The 19,017-nt window shown below is 72.0% G+C and carries 17 protein-coding genes; 6 read left to right on the top strand and 11 right to left on the bottom strand.

Annotated features, from left to right (window positions below; translation table 11 throughout):
• Positions 1-10 precede the first annotated feature (10 nt).
• On the bottom strand, positions 11-682 hold the full coding sequence (gene nucS / locus ABT127_RS19400; protein ID WP_351451274.1) for an endonuclease NucS: 672 nt from the start codon (positions 680-682) through the stop codon (positions 11-13).
• A gap of 293 nt (positions 683-975) precedes the next feature.
• Here nucS and ABT127_RS19395 point away from each other — a divergent pair, with 293 nt between their 5' ends.
• Positions 976-1,368: an SCO5389 family protein gene (locus ABT127_RS19395; RefSeq protein WP_351451272.1), complete on the top strand. Its 393-nt coding sequence runs from the start codon at positions 976-978 to the stop codon at positions 1,366-1,368.
• A 100-nt stretch (positions 1,369-1,468) separates the two neighbouring features.
• Here the strand turns inward: ABT127_RS19395 and ABT127_RS19390 are convergent, their stop codons facing one another.
• Positions 1,469-2,503, bottom strand: coding sequence for an LLM class flavin-dependent oxidoreductase (locus ABT127_RS19390; RefSeq protein WP_351451269.1), 1,035 nt, complete (start codon positions 2,501-2,503; stop codon positions 1,469-1,471).
• Between the two features lie 233 nt (positions 2,504-2,736).
• Between ABT127_RS19390 and ABT127_RS19385 the strand changes: the two genes are divergently transcribed.
• The gene (locus ABT127_RS19385) at positions 2,737-3,063 is read left to right on the top strand and encodes an Rv1322 family protein (protein WP_351451267.1); all 327 of its coding nucleotides are present in this window, start codon (positions 2,737-2,739) and stop codon (positions 3,061-3,063) included.
• A gap of 34 nt (positions 3,064-3,097) precedes the next feature.
• On the opposite strand, the gene ABT127_RS19380 is transcribed toward ABT127_RS19385, so the two are convergent.
• The 8 genes from ABT127_RS19380 to mce form a co-directional block, all read right to left on the bottom strand.
• A complete protein-coding gene (locus ABT127_RS19380) occupies positions 3,098-3,934 on the bottom strand; it encodes an ABC transporter permease (RefSeq protein WP_351451265.1) in 837 nt (278 codons plus the stop codon).
• A complete protein-coding gene (locus ABT127_RS19375) occupies positions 3,931-5,133 on the bottom strand; it encodes an ABC transporter ATP-binding protein (protein WP_351451263.1) in 1,203 nt (400 codons plus the stop codon). The genes ABT127_RS19380 and ABT127_RS19375 overlap by 4 nt, the downstream gene beginning before the upstream one ends.
• Positions 5,134-5,256: 123 nt before the next feature.
• Positions 5,257-5,976: a hypothetical protein gene (locus ABT127_RS19370; RefSeq protein WP_351451261.1), complete on the bottom strand. Its 720-nt coding sequence runs from the start codon at positions 5,974-5,976 to the stop codon at positions 5,257-5,259.
• Between the two features lie 103 nt (positions 5,977-6,079).
• Positions 6,080-6,850 carry an ABC transporter permease gene (locus tag ABT127_RS19365; protein ID WP_351451259.1) on the bottom strand — a complete coding sequence of 257 codons (771 nt, stop codon included), beginning with the start codon at positions 6,848-6,850 and terminating at the stop codon, positions 6,080-6,082.
• A gap of 1 nt (position 6,851) precedes the next feature.
• Positions 6,852-7,838, bottom strand: coding sequence for an ABC transporter ATP-binding protein (locus tag ABT127_RS19360; RefSeq protein ID WP_351451257.1), 987 nt, complete (start codon positions 7,836-7,838; stop codon positions 6,852-6,854).
• A gap of 77 nt (positions 7,839-7,915) precedes the next feature.
• Complete coding sequence (locus ABT127_RS19355; RefSeq protein WP_351451254.1) at positions 7,916-8,851, bottom strand: coiled-coil domain-containing protein; 936 nt, start codon at positions 8,849-8,851, stop codon at positions 7,916-7,918.
• A 183-nt stretch (positions 8,852-9,034) separates the two neighbouring features.
• Positions 9,035-12,982, bottom strand: coding sequence for a polarized growth protein Scy (gene scy / locus ABT127_RS19350; RefSeq protein WP_351451252.1), 3,948 nt, complete (start codon positions 12,980-12,982; stop codon positions 9,035-9,037).
• A gap of 239 nt (positions 12,983-13,221) precedes the next feature.
• Entirely contained in the window at positions 13,222-13,662 is a 441-nt protein-coding gene (gene mce, locus ABT127_RS19345; protein WP_351451250.1) for a methylmalonyl-CoA epimerase, read from the bottom strand.
• 138 nt (positions 13,663-13,800) lie between these two features.
• On the opposite strand from mce, the gene ABT127_RS19340 reads away from it, so the two are divergent.
• Together ABT127_RS19340 and meaB are read left to right on the top strand one after the other, a co-directional pair.
• Complete coding sequence (locus ABT127_RS19340; protein ID WP_351451248.1) at positions 13,801-15,003, top strand: acetyl-CoA C-acetyltransferase; 1,203 nt, start codon at positions 13,801-13,803, stop codon at positions 15,001-15,003.
• Between the two features lie 54 nt (positions 15,004-15,057).
• Positions 15,058-16,014: a methylmalonyl Co-A mutase-associated GTPase MeaB gene (gene meaB, locus ABT127_RS19335; RefSeq protein WP_351451245.1), complete on the top strand. Its 957-nt coding sequence runs from the start codon at positions 15,058-15,060 to the stop codon at positions 16,012-16,014.
• A gap of 154 nt (positions 16,015-16,168) precedes the next feature.
• On the opposite strand, the gene ABT127_RS19330 is transcribed toward meaB, so the two are convergent.
• Positions 16,169-16,795 (bottom strand): PepSY domain-containing protein, encoded by a 627-nt coding sequence (locus ABT127_RS19330; RefSeq protein ID WP_351451243.1) that lies wholly within the window; start codon positions 16,793-16,795, stop codon positions 16,169-16,171.
• 111 nt (positions 16,796-16,906) lie between these two features.
• On the opposite strand from ABT127_RS19330, the gene ABT127_RS19325 reads away from it, so the two are divergent.
• Positions 16,907-17,578, top strand: a complete 672-nt coding sequence (locus ABT127_RS19325; RefSeq protein WP_351451241.1) for a response regulator transcription factor — start codon at positions 16,907-16,909, stop codon at positions 17,576-17,578.
• The coding region (locus ABT127_RS19320; RefSeq protein WP_351451238.1) for an ATP-binding protein at positions 17,575-19,017 on the top strand (1,443 nt) is incomplete at its 3' end. The genes ABT127_RS19325 and ABT127_RS19320, both read left to right, overlap by 4 nt.

The following is a 19,017-nucleotide window of genomic DNA, read 5'->3' as shown; positions in this document are numbered from 1 at the left end:
CCGAGCCGGGTCAGAACAGCCGCAACTTGTCGTCCTCGATACCGCGCATCGCGTCGTAGTCGAGCACCGCGCACCCGATGCCCCGGTCGGTCGCGAGCACCCGGGCCTGCGGCTTGATCTCCTGCGCCGCGAAAACACCCCGGACCGGCGCGAGATGCGGATCGCGGTTCAGCAGCTCCAGATAACGCGTCAGCTGCTCCACGCCGTCGATCTCACCGCGCCGCTTGATCTCGACGGCGACGGTCTGCCCCTCGGCGTCCCGGCACAGGATGTCGACCGGGCCGATCGCGGTCATGTACTCGCGGCGGATCAGCGTGTAGCCCTCGCCGAGGGTGTCGATGCGGTCCGCGAGGAGCTCCTGGAGGTGCGCTTCCACGCCGTCCTTGATGAGACCCGGGTCGACACCCAGTTCGTGCGAGGAGTCGTGGAGGATCTCCTCCATCGTGATGATCAGTTTCTCGCCCGCCTTGTTGATGACGGTCCAGGTGCCTTCGTCGTCACCCGTGCCCTCCTTCAAGGTGCAGGGCGGCGACATCCAGTTGAGGGGCTTGTAGGCCCGGTCGTCCGCGTGGATGGAGACGCTGCCGTCCGCCTTCACGAGGATGAGACGGGGGGCCGACGGAAGATGGGCGGTGAGCCGACCCGCGTAATCCACGGAGCAGCGGGCGATGACGAGACGCATGGTGGGCAACGCTACTCGACTGCCGCCGCTCCCCGCACTTCGCCCGCCGGTCACCCCGCGCCGCCCTGTCCGAGCCCTTTCGAGTGCCCCTTTTATTGAGAAGCACCCCGTTCGTTATTGGCTGGTTGTGTGCGACTGGAGGCCGGTACGCCCTGTTGCGCTCCGGAAGCGTTGCATACCGTAGAAGCAGGAGGTCGCGGTGCGCGCACGCTGCGTGTTCGAGGGGGCGCGCCCCGGGGACTCCCTGGCCTGTCCGTCAACCCCCGCCCGCTGGGGGTGCGAGAGGAGAACCCATGTCGCTCGACGTCTCACCGGCACTGTTGGAACAGGCCGAGCGAGGCGAGGTTGACGAAGCGGACTTCGTCGACTGCGTCCGGACCTCCCTGCCTTACGCGTGGGAGATGATCAGCTCACTGGTGGCCCAGCTGAAGGTGGACGGCGGAGAGTTCGCCGACAACGAGACGCCGCCGCCGAGTGAGCAGGAGCGCGGGCAGCTGCTGCGTGCGCTCGCGAGTGACGCGATACGTGGCGCACTGCAGCGGCACTTCGGTGTCCGGCTGGCGTTCCAGAACTGCCACCGGGTCGCGGTGTTCCCGCTGACCCCGGAGGTGGACGAGACGCTGGCCCGCTTCACCTCGGTCCGCAACCAGCTGCTCAACCAGTCACCGGAGCTGCGTGACTGCTGACGGCTTACGCCTTGGATCGGTTTGCCTGCCGTCCCGTGCGCGGGAGGTGCTTCTGTACGGGCGGCAGGCACCGGTCCTCATGAGTGACCGACGGGCGGGATCAGCCGATCTGCGGAAGGACCTCGGCTCCCAGCCGGCGGATGTTCTCCTCCGTCGCCGCAAGATCCCCCGAGCCCTCGACGAGCAGCGCGAAGCGTGTGATGCCGGTGCGCTCCGATGTGGCGGCGAGCCGGTCCGCGCACAACTGCGGGGTGCCGACCGGGTGCAGACGGCACAGCAGCTCCGTGTAGGCGCGCGGATCCCGCATCTTGCGTACGCGTCCGTCCACTGTCACATGCGCGTCCAGCCCCTGTTTCAGCCAGCCTGGCATCGCCTTCAGAAGGGCCTCCGACGCGTCCGCGCCGCTGTCGCCGATCTGGGCGACCCCGGCGGAGACATGGGGCGCGGAGAGGATCTCGTCGGGCGCGCGCCCGGCCTCGCGCGCGCAGCGCCGCCACAGTGCGACCATCTCCGCCTTGTCCTCGTCGCCGCAGTGCATCCCGAGCAGCATCGGCAGGCCGCGCTCGGCGGCGGTGCGCACGCTCTTCGGTGACGTACAGGCCACGACGACCTCGGGCCCGGCCGGATCCGTGCCGCCTATCGCCTCGGCGGGGCGGGGCACCACGGCCACCTCGCGGAAGTCGAACCGCTCGCTCCCGCCTGCCACATGGGACTCGCGCAGCCAGCGCAGCAGCAGGTCGAGCGCGTCCGGGAACCCCGACTCGTACGCCTCCAGACCCGCGCCGAAGACCTCCAGGTCCACCCACGGCCCACCGCGCCCCACGCCCAGCGAGAAGCGACCGCCCGAGGTCAGGTGCAGCAGCGCCGCCTGCTCGCCCAGGGCCACCGGGTGCGCCGTCGGCAGCACGCTCACGGCCGTGCCGACCCGCAGGGTGCGGGTGCGGCCGAGCAGCAGCGCGGCCAGTGTGACGGCCGACGGGCAGGTCCCGTATGGCACGAAATGATGCTCGGCGAGCCAGGCCGTGTCGAGGCCCGCCTCTTCGGCGACCTCGGCCGACCGCACCGCACGGTGCAGAGCCTCCCCCTGCCCCTGGCCCGGAAACTGAGCCGCCAGTACAAACGTTCCTACGCGCATCGCGTTTTTGCCTCCTTGGCGCCGACGCGGGCACTCCCCATGCAGGCATTAACGGCTGGCAAGTGCCAAAGACACGGCCTGGCATGAAGATTGACAGATTTTCTGCGGAGCGCCGGTGTCCGTGGGGCTGTGGCGGGCCGCTGAGGCCGTGGTGAGGGCCGGGGGCGTGGGCTCCGTCGGCGTACGCTGGTTCCAGGCCCCCCTTTCCGTACCAGCACCCCGTGAGGTGATCCGTGTCCCCGCGTCGCAACCGCCCGAACACCGGCGGATCGTCCGGCAGCAGCGAGGACGAGGGGCGGCGCTACGGCGGGTTCCAGTCCACCGAGCACTGGCAGGGCGAGGAGTGGAGCGTGCGCCATGTCGCGGGCGCGAGCGCGGTCGGCAAGACCTACCGCTGCCCCGGATGCGACCAGGAGATCGCCTCCGGGGTCGCTCATGTCGTGGCCTGGCCGCAGTACGGGGGTGTGGACGACCGGCGCCACTGGCACAAGGCGTGCTGGAACGCGAAGGACCGCCGCACCACGAAGGTGCAGCGGTCCCGGAACGCGCCGCGCTACTGAGGGCTTGCCCCGGCGCCGGTGCGCCGGACAGGCCCTAGACGTCGCGGCTGTTGAGGCTCGCGAACGCGGCGGCCAGGGCGACGCCGCTGAGGGCGATCATGATCCAGAGCGGGTCCCAGCCGGACGGGCCGGAGCCGCCGGCCACCGAATTGTCGTAGAGCACGGCGAGCTGGCTCGGGATCGAGTACTCGAGCAGGGCCTGCTGGAGGTCCTTGAGCGACTCCGCGAACATGAACAGCGCGAGGACCAGCGGCAGCAGCACCAGGCCGATCATGATGGTGATCGCGCCCGCCGAGTGCCGGACGAGCGTGCCGAGCGCGAGGCCGAGCAGGCCGAGCAGCGCCACGAACAGGCCGACGCCGACGGTCGACTTGAACCACATGGTGCCGGTCGGTGAGTCATCGGCGCCCACGATGGCGACCTGGACCACGCCGACCAGCGCGGCGACGACCGTGGTCAGCGTGAAGACCAGCGTGAAGAAGACGATCGCCTTGGCGGCCAGCACCCGGCTGCGGCTGGAGCAGGCCGTCATCGTCGTACGGATCATGCCGGTGCCGTACTCGGACGCGATGGTGAGGACGCCCAGCGTGATCACGCAGATGATGCCGAGCAGCACGCCGAAGAAGCCGAGGCCCAGCGTCTCGTTGCCGTCCATCGAAGAGGTGTCCGCGGAGGCGACGACGGTGGCCGACGCGAGTCCGATGCCGACCATGAGCACGATCATCACGCCGAGCGTCCACATCGTGGAGCGCACCGATCTGATCTTGGTCCACTCCGAGGCGAGCGCGTCGCCGAGGTGGGCGCGGCGCACGGGGATGGGGGAGTGGTACGAGGCGCCGGGCGGGGCGTAGGGCGGGGGCGGCGTGCTCATCGGGCGTCGTCCTTCTGCGTCTCGTCCGTCGTGGCCGTCGTGGCCGTCGTGGCCGGGGTGTTCGCCGGGGCGGGTGCGACCGGGGGAGCCGGCGGCGCTGCGGGTGCCGGGGGCTGCGGGGCGGCGTACGGGTTCTCGGCCGGGACCTGGGGCGGCTGCGGCCGGCCCTGGGGCGGCGGCGGGGCGTACCAGCCCGGCTGGTCCTGGCCCGGCACCGGCATCGGCGCCTGCGGCGGCATCATGCCGGGCGCGAGCGGCTGCTGGAGGCCCGCCCGCTGGTCGACCGTGGAGCGGTAGTCGACGGCGCCCTGCGTCATCCGCATGTACGCCTCCTCCAGCGAGGCCTGGTGCGGGGACAGCTCCCACAGCCGGACGTCCGCCTCGTGCGCGAGGTCGCTGATCCGGGGAAGCGGCAGGCCCGTCACACGCAGCCCGCCGTCCGGCTCGGGCAGGACCTGGCCGCCCGCCTCGGTGAGCGCCGTGCTCAGCTTCTCGCGCTGGGCGGGCTCGGTGTCCGGGGTGCGTACGCGCGCGAAACCGGCCGAGTTGTGGGCGATGAAGTCGCGGACGCTCATGTCGGCGAGCAGCTGCCCGCGCCCGATCACGATCAGGTGCTCGGCGGTCAGCGCCATCTCGCTCATCAGGTGCGAGGAGACGAAGACCGTGCGCCCCTCGGCGGCCAGCGACTTCATCAGGTTCCTGACCCAGAGGATGCCCTCCGGGTCCAGGCCGTTGACGGGCTCGTCGAAGAGCAGCACCTGGGGGTCGCCGAGCAGTGCCGCCGCGATGCCGAGCCGCTGGCCCATGCCGAGCGAGAACCCGTTCGAACGCCGCTTCGCGACCTCCTGGAGGCCGACGACGCCGAGCACCTCGTCGACCCGGCGGGCCGGGATGCCGGAGAGCTGGGCCAGGCTCAGCAGATGGCTGCGGGCGGTCCGGCCGCCGTGCACCGCCTTCGCGTCGAGGAGCGCGCCGACCTGGCGCGGGGCGTTCGGCAGCTCGTTGTACGGGTGACCGCCGATCGTCACCCGGCCCTGGGACGGCTTGTCGAGACCGAGGATCATCCGCATCGTCGTCGACTTGCCCGAGCCGTTCGGCCCCAGGAATCCGGTCACGGTTCCCGGCCGGACCCGGAAGGAAAGGTTGTACACGGCCGTCTTGGCGCCGTAGCGCTTCGTCAGGCCGACTGCCTCGATCATTCTCCGCACCCATCGGATGGTCTGAACGGTTATGAACGGTTCAGGACGTCGGGGCGGACGCCCCCGTAAGGGTTAGGAGCGTATCCGAGCGCTGACGGTTCCTGCCAAGAGTGAGCAAAGGCATCAGAGGGGCCAGGGGGACGTCTGGTATCCGGTCTCCCGGAGCAGCCGGGTGCCCTCCTCGCGCGCGGCGGGGGACGCGGCGGCCCGGCGCACCCAGTCGCCGGGCGTCGGACCGAGGAGGGACAGCAGCGCGGGGGAGTGGCGCAGCAGGGCGGTGAGCAGGGTCGCCTGGTCCCCGCCGCCGGGGCGCGGGGCGCCGCCGTTCTCCGGGTCGGTCAGCACTCCGTACTCGCTGACGTAGAGCTGGAGCCCCGGGACCGGGGCGTCCGGCACCGCCACCCTGCGGTAGTTCGGCAGCTCGGTCGCGTCCACGGCCTTGAGCTGGACGTCGTCGAGCCAGGTGACGACGAGGGTGAGCGCGGCGCCGGGGTCGGGGTAGGGGGCCGCCGCCACGTAGCCGTTGCGGCCGATGTGGGCGGAGCAGCCGATGCCGATGCCGCGCGTCCGCACCGGGATCATGGGGACCCGCACCGGGAGGCTCAGGCTGGTCAGCTTGTGGGCGATCTGGGCGGGGGAGGCGTTGGAGCCTACGGCGAGGACCGGGGTGCGGTCCTTCAGTACGTCGTCCAGGGGGCCGTCCGCCGGGAGGGCGTGGAGTTCGTCGCCGAGGAGGAGTGCCGGGGTCGTGACCGGGCGGCCCGGGTAGGTGAGCGGGGCGAGGGCCGGGGCTGTGCCGTAGCCGAGGGCATCGAGGGTGCGGGCTGGGTCTTTTGGCGCCATAGGGGCGCAGGTTAGAGGGTCCGCGCGGCTCCGGTGGGGCTTCTCGCGCAGTTCCTCGCGCCCCTGGTGGGCCGCGGACGAAGGACGACCCGGAAGCGCGCCGCTACGCGTCCCGCTTCTTCAGCAGGGCGTAGCCGATCAGCAGAGCCGCCGCCACCCACACCAGCAGGATCGCCAGGCCGCCCCACGGGCCGTACGCCACATCGTCGTCGGGAGGCGTGACGACCTGCATGATGCGCTGGCCCGCCTGGTCCGGGAAGTACTGGGCGACCTTCTTCGTCGCCGAGACGCTGCCGAGGATCGGGGAGATCAGGAAGAAGAACGGCATGAGGATGCCGAGCGAGAGCATCGGGGAGCGGAGCATCGAGGCGATGCCCATCGAGAACATCGCCACCAGCGTCATGTAGACGGCGGCGCCGATCACCGCGCGCAGCACGTTCGGGGCACCGAGGTCCGTGCTGTGGTCGCCGAGCATGAGCTGGCCGAGGAAGAACGACGCGAAGCTGGTGACCAGCGCGACGGCCAGGACGAGCAGCGAGGCCACCGTGATCTTGCCGAACAGGAACGTGCCGCGCTGCGGGACCGCCGCGAGCGAGGTGCGGATCATGCCCGTGCTGTACTCGCTGGCCACGACGAGGACCCCGAAGACCACCATCGCCAGCTGCCCGAGGGAGAGGCCGGAGAAGGAGATGAAGGTCGGGTCGAACGTCAGCTTGCTCTCGCGGGACATGTTGTCGAAGTCGTTGTTGGACAGGGCGCTGACGAGCATGCCGAGCCCGGCCGAGACGACGACGGCGAGGCTGAGGGTGAGGGCCGTCGAATTGACCGACTTGATCTTGGTCCACTCGGACCGGAGGACCTGGGCCGCGGCCATCTCAGGCTCCCTTCCCTTGGTTCGTGTCACGGTTCCAGGACGCGCCCCAGCCCTCTTGCTGCGGTGGCGGCGGCGCCGTCGTGTCCGAGTGCGCGTGGTACTCGACCGACCCGGCGGTCAGCTGCATGAAGGCCTCTTCGAGGGACGCCTGCTGCGGGCTCAGCTCGTGCAGCACCAGCTGGTGGCTCGCGGCCAGCTCGCCCAGCTGCTCGGGGGAGCCGCCGTCGACCTCGAGGGTGCCGTTGCCGGACTCCACGACCGTGATGCCGTTCTCGTGCAGGACGTCGAGCAGGCGCTCGCGCTGCGGTGAGCGCAGCCGCACGAACGACCGCGAGTTCTCCCGGATGAAGTCCGCCATGGAGGTGTCGGCGAGGAGCCGGCCCTGCCCGATGACCACCAGGTGGTCCGCGGTGAGCGCCATCTCGCTCATGAGGTGCGAGGAGACGAAGACCGTACGGCCCGCGGCCGCGAGGGACTTCATCAGATTGCGGATCCAGTGGATGCCCTCGGGGTCGAGACCGTTCACCGGCTCGTCGAACATCAGGATCTGCGGGTCGCCGAGGAGCGCGCCCGCGATGCCGAGTCGCTGGCCCATGCCGAGCGAGAAGCCCTTCGACTTCTTCTTGGCCACCCCGGTCAGACCGACCGTGTCCAGGACCTCGTCCACCCGGCTCCTGGGGATCCCGTTGGACTGGGCGAGGCAGAGCAGGTGGTTGTACGCGCTGCGGCCGCCGTGCATCGCCTTCGCGTCGAGGAGCGCGCCGATGAACTTGAGGGGGTCCTTGAGCCGCGCGTACTGGCTGCCGTCGATCCGGACGGTGCCCGCGGTGGGGTTGTCCAGGCCGAGCATCATGCGCATGGTCGTCGACTTGCCCGCGCCGTTCGGACCGAGGAAGCCCGTGACGATGCCCGGCCGCACGCGGAAGGTGAGGTTGTCGACGGCAGTCTTGTCGCCGTAGCGCTTCGTCAGCCCCTCGAGCTCAATCATGGGGCCACGCTAGAGCGCGTGTAAGCCCCCTGCCACTTGTTCGGGGCAGGGGGCTTACAGCGTGACACCTGAGGCGATCAGCGGGACTGCTGCGCCGGAACCCCACGGGAGATGGGCTCGTCCTCGACCGGCGCACCGGCGGCGGCGACGGCCGCACCGGTGAGGGTGGCCAGCATCTCGCGCACGTTCGTCAGCTGGGCGTTGATCGAGTCGCGGCGGTTGGTGAGCGCCGCCAGCTCGCGCTCGGATTCCGAGCGGATGCGGTCGGCCTTGGCGTTCGCGTCGGCCACGATGTCCTCGGCCTGGCGCTGGGCCGTCTCCACCGTCTGACGGGCGCGGCGCTCGGCGTCCGTGCGCAGCTTCTCGGCCTCCAGGCGGAGCTGCTCCGCGCGGTGCTCGATCTCCGCGAGGCGCTTCTCGGCCTTGGCCTGACGCGAGGCCAGGTCGCGCTCGGACTGCTCGCGCCGCTTGGCCAGGTTCGTCTCGAAGTCCGCGGCGGCCTGGGCGGCCTTGGCGCGGGTCTCCTCGAAGAGGGCGTCCGCCTCCTCGCGCTTGGACTGCGCGTCCTTCTGCGCCTCGGAGCGCAGCGTGGACGCCTCGCCCTTGGCCTTCTCGACGATCCGGACGCCCTCGTCCTCGGCCTTGGACTTGCGCTCGGCGGCGAACGACTCCGCGTCGTTGCGCACCTGCTGGGCCGCCGACTCGGCGAGCTCGCGGTGCTGCTCGGCGGCCCGGCGGGCCTCCTCGCGCAGGTCCTTGGCCTCCTCCTCGGCGAGGCGGAGGATCTTCTCGACGCGCGCGCCGAGGCCGGCGTACGACGGCTCCGCGTCGTTCACCTGGGCCTGGGCGTTCTGCGTCTCGAGGTGGAGTTCCTCGATGCGCTTTTCCAGAGCAGTGATGCGAGCGAGAGCGCTGTCACGGTCGGAGACGAGCTTGGAGATTCGTTCGTCCACCTGAGCGCGGTCGTACCCACGCCGCACAAGCTCGAAGCCGTAGGGGGAAGTGTCGCTCATGGGGTTCCTGTCGAATGAGACCGGTGAGGTGATAAGGGGAATCCTAGGGGCCAAAGCGGCGTGTCATCGAGCAGATGCCGGTTTGATCTGGAGAATGACACCCCTTTTGAGTGGCGTAGCGGCTGAGCACTTGCCAGGAGTAGGGCCGAACGACCTCTTCAAGCACGTTACTTGGTCTCCTGGCTAGCCCTCTGACCCCTTGCCACCCGATCGAGTAGCCCCTGCGGCGGCGCCGGCCTTGACGCCACCGTCCTTGCCCGAGCCGGGAGCCTCAAAAGATTCCAACGCTTCCAACACGTCCTGGACACGGGAGATTTCGGCGTTGATGTCCTCGCGGCGTCTGACCAGCACGTCCAGATCGCGCTGACCCTTCTCGATCATGGCGGTGGACTCCTCCTCGGCGTCGGCCCTGATCTTCTCCGCCTCGCGCGTCAGCTCGGCCTTCTTCTGCTCGGCCTCCTTGAGCAGCCCCTCGGCCTTCTTCACGGCGGCGATCCGGACCTTGCCGGCCTCGGAGTTGGCGTCGTTGAGGATGTCCTTGGACTTGGCGGTGGCCTCGGCCAGCTGCTCCTCGGCGGCCTTGACCAGGGCGTCGCAGCGCTCGCCCGCGTTCTTCATCGCTTCCGACGACTCGCGGCGCGCCCGCTCGTGCAGCTCCTCGATCTCGCCCGTGATGCGGTCGCGCAGCTCCTCGGCCCGCTCCCTTATCTGCGTCGCGTCCCGGCGGGCCCCGACGAGGAGTTCGTCCGCGTCGGTGCGGGCCTTCTCCACCGTCGTATTGCCCTCGACCGTCGCCTCGGAGATCAGCCGGTCGGCCTCCGTGCGGGCCGCGCCGACCATCGTGTCGGCCTGCGCCTCGGCGTCGGCGGTCGTCTTCTGCGCCGTCTCCTGCGCCTCGCGCGTCAGCTTGTCGGCCTCGGCGGCGGACTCCGTGATGAGCGTGTCGACCTGCTCGGCGGCCTCCGTACGGCGCTTGTTCGCGTCCTTGCGGGCCTCGTCCAGGGTGCGCTCCGCCTCGTCCCGCGCGGCGGCCGTGACCCGCTCCGCCTCCTGGGCGGCCTCGGCCTTCACGCGCTCGGACTCGCTGCGGATCCGCTCCGCGTGCTGCTGCGCCGAGCCGACCGTCTCGGCGGCCTCGGCCCGCAGCCGCTCGGCGTCGCCCGACGCGTCCGCGATCAGCTTCTCCGCCTTGGCGACCGACTCGGTGCGCACGCGCTCGGCCTCGGTGTTCGTCTCGGCCGTCAGCCGCTCGGCCTCGGCCGTGGCGTCGGCGACGCGCTTCTCGGCCGCCGCGGTGGACTCCGCGCGGACCCGCTCCGCCTCGGTGTTCGTCTCGTCCGTCAGCCGCTCGGCCTCGGTGCGCGCCTCGCCGATCAGGGTGTCGGCCTGGGTGGCGGCGTCCGACCGGATGCGGTTGGCGTCCTCGCGGGCCTCGGCGCGGGTGCGCGAGGCGTCCTGGTCGGCGCCCGACCGCAGGTCCGAGACCTCGGTGCGGACCCGCTGGGCGTGCTCGGCGGCCTCGCTCCGCAGCCGCTCGGACTCGGCGATCGCCTCCGAGACGGTGTGCTCCGCCAGCGACTTCGCGGCCTCCGCCTCGGTGGTGGCCTCGGACCGCAGCCGGTTCGCGTCCTCGGCGGCGCGCTCGCGCTCCGCGTACGCGTCGGAGCGGACCCGGTCGGCCTCCTCCTGCGCCTCGTGCTTGATGCGGTCCGCCGCGTGCTCGGCGGCCGACCGCAGCCCCGCGATCTCCTCCTGGGCCTGCTCCTGCAGCCCGGACACGGAGTCGCGCACCTGCTGCGCGGTCTGCTCGGCGGCGGAGACCAGCTCGGTGGCCCGCTGGTCCGCCTCCTCGACCAGCCGGGTGGCCTCGGTCTGCGCCTCCTCGACCCGGGCGCGGGCGACCGCCAGCAGCTCCTCGCTCCGCTCGCGGGCCCGCTCGCGCTCCTGGTCGGCCTCCTGGCGGGCGCTGCCGAGCGTCTCCTCGGCCTCGCGGCGCCTGCGGGCGGCCTCGTCGGTCGCGGCGGTGAGCGTCTCGGCGGCCTCGGCGGCGATCCGCTCGGCGGCGGTCTGGGCCTCGGCGCGCAGCCGGTCGGCGGACTCCTGCGCCTCGGTCTTGAGCCGCTCGGCCTCGGTGGCGGCCTCGGACCGCAGCCGCACCGCGATGTTCTCGGCCTCGGAGCGGGTCGTCGAGGCGTCGGCGGCGGCCTCGGTGCGCAGCCGCTCGGCCTCCGTCTCGGCCTGCGCCTGCAACGTCCGTACGCGCTCGGCGGCCTCGCCGCGCAGCCGGTCGCCCTCGTCGGCCGCCTCCCGGCGCAGCCGCTCGGCCTCCGCCCGGGCGTCCGTCAGCGTCGTCTCCGACGCCGTCAGGCGCTCCTCGGCCTCGGTGTGCAGCCGGGTCAGCTCGCGGGCCGCCTCGTCCTGCCGGTTCCTTATGGCCTCTTCGGTCTCGTCCTTGAGGGCCTGCGCGGCGCGCTCCGCCTCGGCGCGGGTCGCCTCGGCCTGCTCGTCGGCCTCCGCCCGGTGCCGGTCGGCCTCGGCGCGGGTGCGCTCCAGCGTCTCCTCGGCCTGCTTGCGCAGACCGGTGGCGCGCTCGATGGCCTCGGTGCGGACCCGCTCGGCCTCGGTGGTGGCACCGCTGCGCAGCTCGTCCGCGTCGGCCTTCGCCTTGGCGAGCAGCTGCTCGGCGGTCCTGGCCGCCTCCTCGATCTGCTGGACGGCCTCGCGGCGGGCCTCGGCCCGGATCCGCTCGCCCTCCTCGACGGCCTCGGCCCGCAGCTGCTCGGCCTCGCCGCGCAGCCGGCGCGCCTCCTCCTGGAGCTCGACCGTCTTGGCCCGGTACTCCTTGGTGTCGTCCTTGGCCGCGCCCTTGAGCTGCTCGGAGATGTCGTGCGCCTCGGCGCGCAGCCGGTCCGCCTCGGCCTCGGCCTCGGTGCGGATCCGCTCGGCCTCCTCGGCGGCGGCCCTCGTCGTCGACTTGGCCTCGTCGGAGGCCTTGTTGAGCACGTCCTCGGCGGTGCGCGCCGCCTTCGCCAGCTCGCCCGCGGTCTCCTCCGCGGTGACCGTACGGGCCTTCTCCTTGGCCTGCGCGATCAGCTGCTCGGCCTCGGCCTTGGCGTCGGCGACGACCTGCTCGGCCTCCGACTTGGTGGTCTCGGCCTCCTTGGTGGCCTCCTGGACGAGGCGGGCGACCTGCTCCTTCGCGGTCCGCGTGCGCTGCTCGTTGGCCGACTCGGCGCTCGCGAGCTGCTTGGTGGCGGCGTCCTTGGCCTCCGTGAGGACCTTGTCGGCCTCGGCGCGGGCCTCGCGCAGCGCGGTGTCCGCCTCGGCGATCTTCTGCTCGGCGGCGCGGCTCAGCTCACCGGCCTGGCGGCGCGCGGCGTCCGACTCGGCGGTCGTGCTGGAGCGCAGCTGCTCGGCGTGGTCGGTGGCCTCCTGGGCCTGCGTCGACGCGGCATTGAGCAGGCGCTCGGCGTCCTGGCGGGCGCGGGCCAGGATCGCCTGGGCCTCGGCGCGGGCGCTCTCCGCCTCGCCGGTCAGCCGGCGGCTGGCCTCGGCGGCGACCCGCTCGGCCTCGGCGCGGGCGGTGGACAGCGACTGGTCGGCCTCGGCGCGGGACTCGTCGAGCAGCCGGCGGGCCTGCTGCTCGGTGCGGGCGCGCAGCTGCTCGGCCCACTGCACGTTCTCGTTGACGTGGGTCTCGACCGTGCGCCGGCGCTCGGCCAGCTCCTGGTCGAGCTGCTGCCTGCGGTTGACCGCCTCGGTGTGCAGCTCGGACTGGAGCCGGGCCTGCTGCTCGGCGTGCTCCTGGAGGATCCGCTGGGTCTGCGCCCGGGCGTCGCGCAGCTCGCGCTCGGCGTCGGCGCGCAGCTGCTCGGCCTGGATCTGGGCATTGCGGAGCAGCTGCTCGGCCTGATAGCCGATGTCAGCTCCGTCGTAGGCAGGCCGGGACGCGAGGCTGCGGCGCGCCTCGTGCAGCTTGGCGCGCAACACCTCCACCTGGTAGCCCAGGTCCTCGGCGTGCTGGACGGCCTTCTCCCGCTCGGTCTTCAGCCGCTCCATCTCGGCTTCGAACCGCGAGAGATGGTCGGTCTCAGCCGGCCGCCGGCCGTCCTGGCTCTCGTAGCCCCGCACTGCGCGGTCCCATCCGTCCCCTGGTCGCAAGTTCTTCCTTACGAGCTCCGTCCATACGCCGAACGGGGCCCCCGGGGAATGGTGTCAGATCGACAAGGAGAGTGCAGTCGGCGCTCGGGACCCATGTGTTCCGGCCCTTTCGCCCCGACCCTCGTCCCCCGATACCCGGACCCCGGCCCACGACCGTCCGCTGGTTGCGGCAGTCGCTCCCCAACCCTACCGGCCCGAGTATGCGGAGGTCAGTGGTCGGCCGACTCCTGGGGGGCCGAGGTGACGAGTTCGGTCAGTACGCCGTGGCAGTCCTTGGGGTGCAGGAACGTGATGCGCGACCCCATCGAACCCCGCCGGGGCTCGTCGTACAGGACGCGTACGCCCTTGCCCCTGATGGCGTCGGCGTCCTGGTCGACATCGGCCGTACCGAAGGCGATGTGGTGCACGCCCTCACCGTTCTTGGCCAGCCACTTGCCCACCGCGGAGTCCTCACGGGTCGGTTCCAGGAGCTGGAGATAGGACGCTCCGCCGTCGTCCGTCTCGTTGATCTTGAGCATGGCCTCGCGCACGCCCTGTTCCTCGTTGACCTCGGTGTGGAACACCTCGAATCCGTACGTGGCCCGGTAGAACTCGACGGTCGCGTCGAGGTCGTGGCAGGCGATCCCGATGTGGTCGATTCGCGTCAGCATGGGTCAAGTGCAGCGCGGGTCGTCGTGGTTACGCAACGTGCGCGCGATCACATTCACTGGCCGGTGACGGGCGGCGTACCGCTCAGTACATTCGAGTAAACCCTCGTTCACTCCTCATCTCCCAAGGGGCTGTGCCTCATGTCTGGAACGACCGGTACCACCTCAGTGATCGTCGCGGGCGCGCGCACGCCCATGGGACGACTGCTGGGTTCCCTGAAGTCCTTCTCCGGAGCCGACCTCGGCGGCTTCGCGATCAAGGCCGCCATCGACCGTGCGGGCATCGGTGGCGACCAGGTGCAGTACGTGATCATGGGCCAGGTGCTCCAGGCCGGGGCGGGGCAGATCCCGGCGCGCCAGGCCGCGGTCAAGGCGGGCATCCCGATGAACGTCCCGGCGCTCACGATCAACAAGGTCTGCCTGTCGGGCCTCGACGCCATCGCTCTCGCGGACCAGCTGATCCGCGCGGGTGAGTTCGACATCGTGGTCGCGGGCGGCCAGGAGTCGATGACGAACGCCCCGCACCTCCTCCCGAAGTCCCGCGAGGGCTACAAGTACGGCGCCGTCGAGATGCTCGACGCGATGGCGTACGACGGCCTGACGGACTCCTTCGAGAACATCCCCATGGGCGCCTCGACCGAGAAGCACAACACCCGCCTCGGCATCGCCCGCCCCGAGCAGGACGAGGTGGCCGCCCTCTCGCACCAGCGGGCCGCCGCCGCGCAGAAGAACGGCCTGTTCGAGGCCGAGATCACGCCCGTCGAGATCCCGCAGCGCAAGGGCGACCCGGTCCTGTTCAGCAAGGACGAGGGCATCCGCGCCGAGACCACGGCGGAGTCCCTCGGCAAGCTGCGCCCCGCCTTCGCCAAGGACGGGACGATCACGGCCGGCACGTCCTCGCAGATCTCCGACGGCGCCGCCGCCGTGGTCGTCATGAGCCGCGCCAAGGCCGAGGAGCTGGGCCTGGACTGGATCGCGGAGATCGGCGCGCACGGCAACGTGGCGGGGCCGGACAACTCGCTCCAGTCGCAGCCCTCGAACGCGATCGAGCACGCCCTGAAGAAGGAGGGCCTCGGGGTGGCGGACCTCGATCTCATCGAGATCAACGAGGCCTTCGCGGCGGTCGCGGTGCAGTCAATGAAGGACCTCGGGGTGTCCTCGGAAAAGGTGAACGTCAACGGCGGTGCCATCGCCCTGGGTCACCCGATCGGGATGTCCGGTGCGCGCATCGTGCTGCACCTCGCCCTGGAGCTGAAGCGGCGCGGCGGCGGAGTCGGCGCGGCCGCACTGTGCGGCGGCGGCGGTCAGGGTGACGCGCTCGTGCTGCGGGTACCCAAGGCGTAACCGGTTCTCCGGTTCACCGGTTTCTTGGTACGGGTCTGACGGAACGGAGCTGTGATGCAGGACGTCCCCACGCTGGTCGCCCAGGCGAGAGAGGGCCGGCCACGGGCCGTGGCCCGGCTGATCTCGCTGGTGGAGGGGGCGTCCCCGCAGCTGCGCGAGGTCATGGCCGCCCTCGCCCCGCTGACGGGGAACGCGTACGTGGTCGGGCTCACCGGATCGCCGGGTGTCGGCAAGTCGACGTCGACGTCGGCGCTGGTGAGCGCCTACCGCAGGGCCGGGAAGCGGGTCGGGGTGCTGGCCGTCGACCCGTCGTCGCCGTTCAGCGGGGGCGCGCTGCTCGGCGACCGGGTGCGGATGTCGGAGCACGCCTCCGACCCCGGGGTCTACATCCGCTCGATGGCCACGCGCGGGCACCTGGGCGGGCTCGCCTGGGCCGCGCCGCAGGCGATCCGGGTGCTCGACGCCGCCGGGTGCGACGTGGTGCTCGTCGAGACCGTGGGCGTGGGCCAGTCCGAGGTCGAGATCGCCTCGCAGGCCGATACGAGCGTGGTGCTGCTCGCGCCCGGGATGGGCGACGGGATCCAGGCCGCCAAGGCCGGGATCCTGGAGATCGGTGACGTGTACGTCGTCAACAAGGCCGACCGGGACGGCGCCGACGCCACCGCCCGCGAGCTGAACCACATGCTGGGGCTCGGGGAGTCCCGGGCGCCCGGTGACTGGCGGCCGCCCATCGTGAAGACCGTCGCCGCGCGGGGTGAGGGGATCGACGAGGTCGTCGAGGCGCTGGAGAAGCACCGGGCGTGGATGGAGGAGCACGGGGTGCTCTCCGAGCGGCGGGTGGCGCGGGCGTCCCGGGAGGTCGAGACGATCGCGGTGACCGCCCTTCGTGAGCGGATCGGTGACCTTCGCGGCGACCGGCGTCTCGACGCGCTGGCCGATCGCATCGTCTCCGGCGATCTGGATCCCTACCGGGCCGCCGACGAACTCGTCGAGGGCCTCACCCGGGGCTGACACGCCGTGCGCAGCCTCCCCTGAAGGCCGCAGGCCTTTCAGGGGCGCGGGGAACTGCGCGAGAAGAGGCCACCGGCCGTCAGCCGGCGGTCAACCCAGGGGCGCGGGGAACTGCGCGACCAGCCCCCACCGGCCGTCGGCCGACCGTCAAGGGTCAGTCGTCGTCGCCGTGGTCGTCATCGCCACCCCGGTGATCCACGGTCACGGCCCCCGACCGGAGGTCCACGTGCCAGTCGTGCTGCACCCCGTCGGCCGACGTCGTCTCGACCTCCCACGCCGTGACCGAGCGGGCGTCGTCATCGGCGTCCACCGAGGTCACCGTCCCCTTCGCGGCGGCGGCCCGGGCCGCGTCCGAGGCCGAGGTCGGCGCGTTCTTCAGGGCGGCGGCGACCCGCGCGGGATCGTCGTCGTCATCCTTCTCGACGTGCGAGCCGAGCACCTTCCCCGTGCCGGGGTCGACCTCGACGTGGTGCCGGGCGGAGCCGATCACGTCGACGTCCCACACGAGCCGGCCGTCGTCGGAGTCGAGGTCCGCCTCGGCCGCGACGCCCGGGGTGTGCTTCAGGGCGGCGGCGATCGCTTCCTCGGCCGTGATCCGGGCGCCCTTGGCCTCGTCGGCGTTCTCCCGGGCGTCACTGACGTTGTCGTCCTTGATCTGCACACTCGACTTCGCTGCGGCGCCCGACCCGCTGTCGTCGGAGAGGGCGACCGCCGTGGCGGTTCCCCCGCCGATCAGCGCGACGGCGGCGATGGCGGAGATGACGGTCGTACGGCGCTTCATGGAGTCCGTCCCTTCGTGGAGTTCGACGAGCACCAAGCTGCCCGAACGACCCTGAAGACCCGCTGAAGGAACCTGAAGAAGACTTCAGGAACCACCTGCGACCCTGAACCCATGCGCCTGTTGATCGTGGAGGACGAGAAGCGGCTCGCCGTGTCGCTCGCCAAAGGGCTGACCGCCGAGGGGTACGCCGTCGACGTGGTCCACGACGGCCTCGAAGGACTGCACCGCGCGAGCGAGTCGCCGTACGACCTGATCGTCCTGGACATCATGCTGCCCGGCATGAACGGCTACCGGGTCTGCGCCGCCCTGCGCGCCGCCGGGAACGACGTGCCGATCCTGATGCTCACCGCCAAGGACGGCGAGTACGACGAGGCCGAGGGGCTGGACACGGGCGCCGACGACTACCTCACCAAGCCGTTCTCGTACGTCGTGCTCGTCGCGCGGGTGAAGGCGCTGCTGCGGCGGCGCGGCGCCGCGGGCCGGGCCAACCCCGTGCACACCGTCGGCCCGTACGCCGTCGACACCGCCGCGCGCCGCGTCACGCACACCGAGAACGGTGAAGTGGCGCTCACCGCGAAGGAGTTCGCGGTGCTCGAACAGCTCGTCGCGCGGGCCGGTGAGGTGGTGTCCAAGGGCGACATCCTGGAGCACGTGTGGGACTTCGCCTACGAGGGCGACCCGAACATCGTCGAGGTCTACGTCAGCGCCCTGCGCCGCAAGCTCGGCGCGCCCCTCATCCGGACCGTGCGCGGCGCCGGCTACCGGCTGGAGATCCCCCGGTGAGGCGGCGCCTCCTCGGCTCCGTACGGTCGCGGGCCGCCCTCGCCGCCACCCTCGTCGTCGCCGTCGCCCTGGTCGCGGCCGGTGTCGCCGTGCTGCTCGCCCTGCGCGACAACCTCGGCGAACAGGCCGCGGCGGGCGCCGACTCCGCCGCGCGCCGCGTCGCCACGTCTCTCGCCGGCGGGGTCGCGCCGGCCGGTCTCGACCTCGACGACGAGGACCATCCGGTGCAGGTCGTCGACGACGACGGCAGGCTGATCGCCGCCACCGAGGACCTGGAGCGGATCTCCGGCGCCGGGACCGACGCCGTCAAGCCTGTCGCCGCACAGCGGGACGACGACGGCGACGGCGACGACGACCGGCACGGGGGCAGGGGTGGCGGCGGTGACGACGACAGCGGCGGCGGCACGGTGTCCGGCTCCACCGACTACTCCGACGGCAGTGCCACCGTGGACGGCGACAGCGCCGACTACCGGTTCGCCGAGGTGCAGGTCGACGACACCGCGTACGGCGATCTGACCGTGTACGCGGGCGCCTCGCTGACCGCCGAGCGGAGCGCCGTGACGACGACGAAGACCGCCATGCTGATCGGCTTCCCGCTGCTGCTCGTGGTCGTCGGCTCCGTCACGTACCTGGTGACCCGGCGCGCGCTGCGGCCCGTCGAGGGCATCCGCGCCGAGATGGCCGCCATCACCGCCTCGCAGGACCTCGGCCGCCGGGTGCCGCAGCCGGACACCCACGACGAGGTCGCCCGGCTGGCCACGACCACCAACGAGACGCTGGCCGCGCTCCAGGAATCGGTCGAGCGGCAGCGGCGGTTCGTCGCCGACGCCTCGCACGAACTGCGCAGTCCCATCGCCTCGCTGCGCACCCAGCTGGAGGTCGGGGCCGCTCATCCGGAGCTGCTCGACGTGCCGGGCGCCGTCGAGGACACGGTGCGGCTCCAGGAACTGGCCGCGGACCTGCTGCTGCTCGCCCGGCTCGACGCGGGGGAGCGGCCCGGCGACGGCGCGGTGGATCTGGCGGCCCTGGCGCGCGAAGAGCTGTCGCAGCGCACGGGCGACCGGCTGCCCGTCACGGTGGAGTCGGCGGAGTCCGCCCGGGTCACCGGCTCGCGCGGGCAGTTGGCCCGGGTGCTGGGCAATCTCGTGGACAACGCGCAGCGGCACGCGCGCACCGGAGTGGTGGTCGCCGTGGGCGTCGAAGGGGGCGAGGCGGTCCTCACCGTCGCCGACGACGGGGCCGGGGTGCCGGCGGAGGAGCGTGAACGGATCTTCGAGCGGTTCGTACGGCTCGACGACGCGCGCTCCCGGGACGGCGGCGGGGCGGGTCTCGGACTGGCCATCGCCCGGGATGTGGCCGTGGGGGGCGGCGGCCCCCCCCCCGGGGGGGGGGCGCCCCCCCCCCCCACGCGGGAGGCCACCACGGAGCGCCGCCGCGCC

Source organism: Streptomyces sp. NPDC001904, assembly GCF_040297005.1.
Lineage (GTDB): Bacteria > Actinomycetota > Actinomycetes > Streptomycetales > Streptomycetaceae > Streptomyces.
Note: the sequence above shows the minus strand (reverse complement) of the source record. Positions and strands in the feature narration are given on the sequence as shown.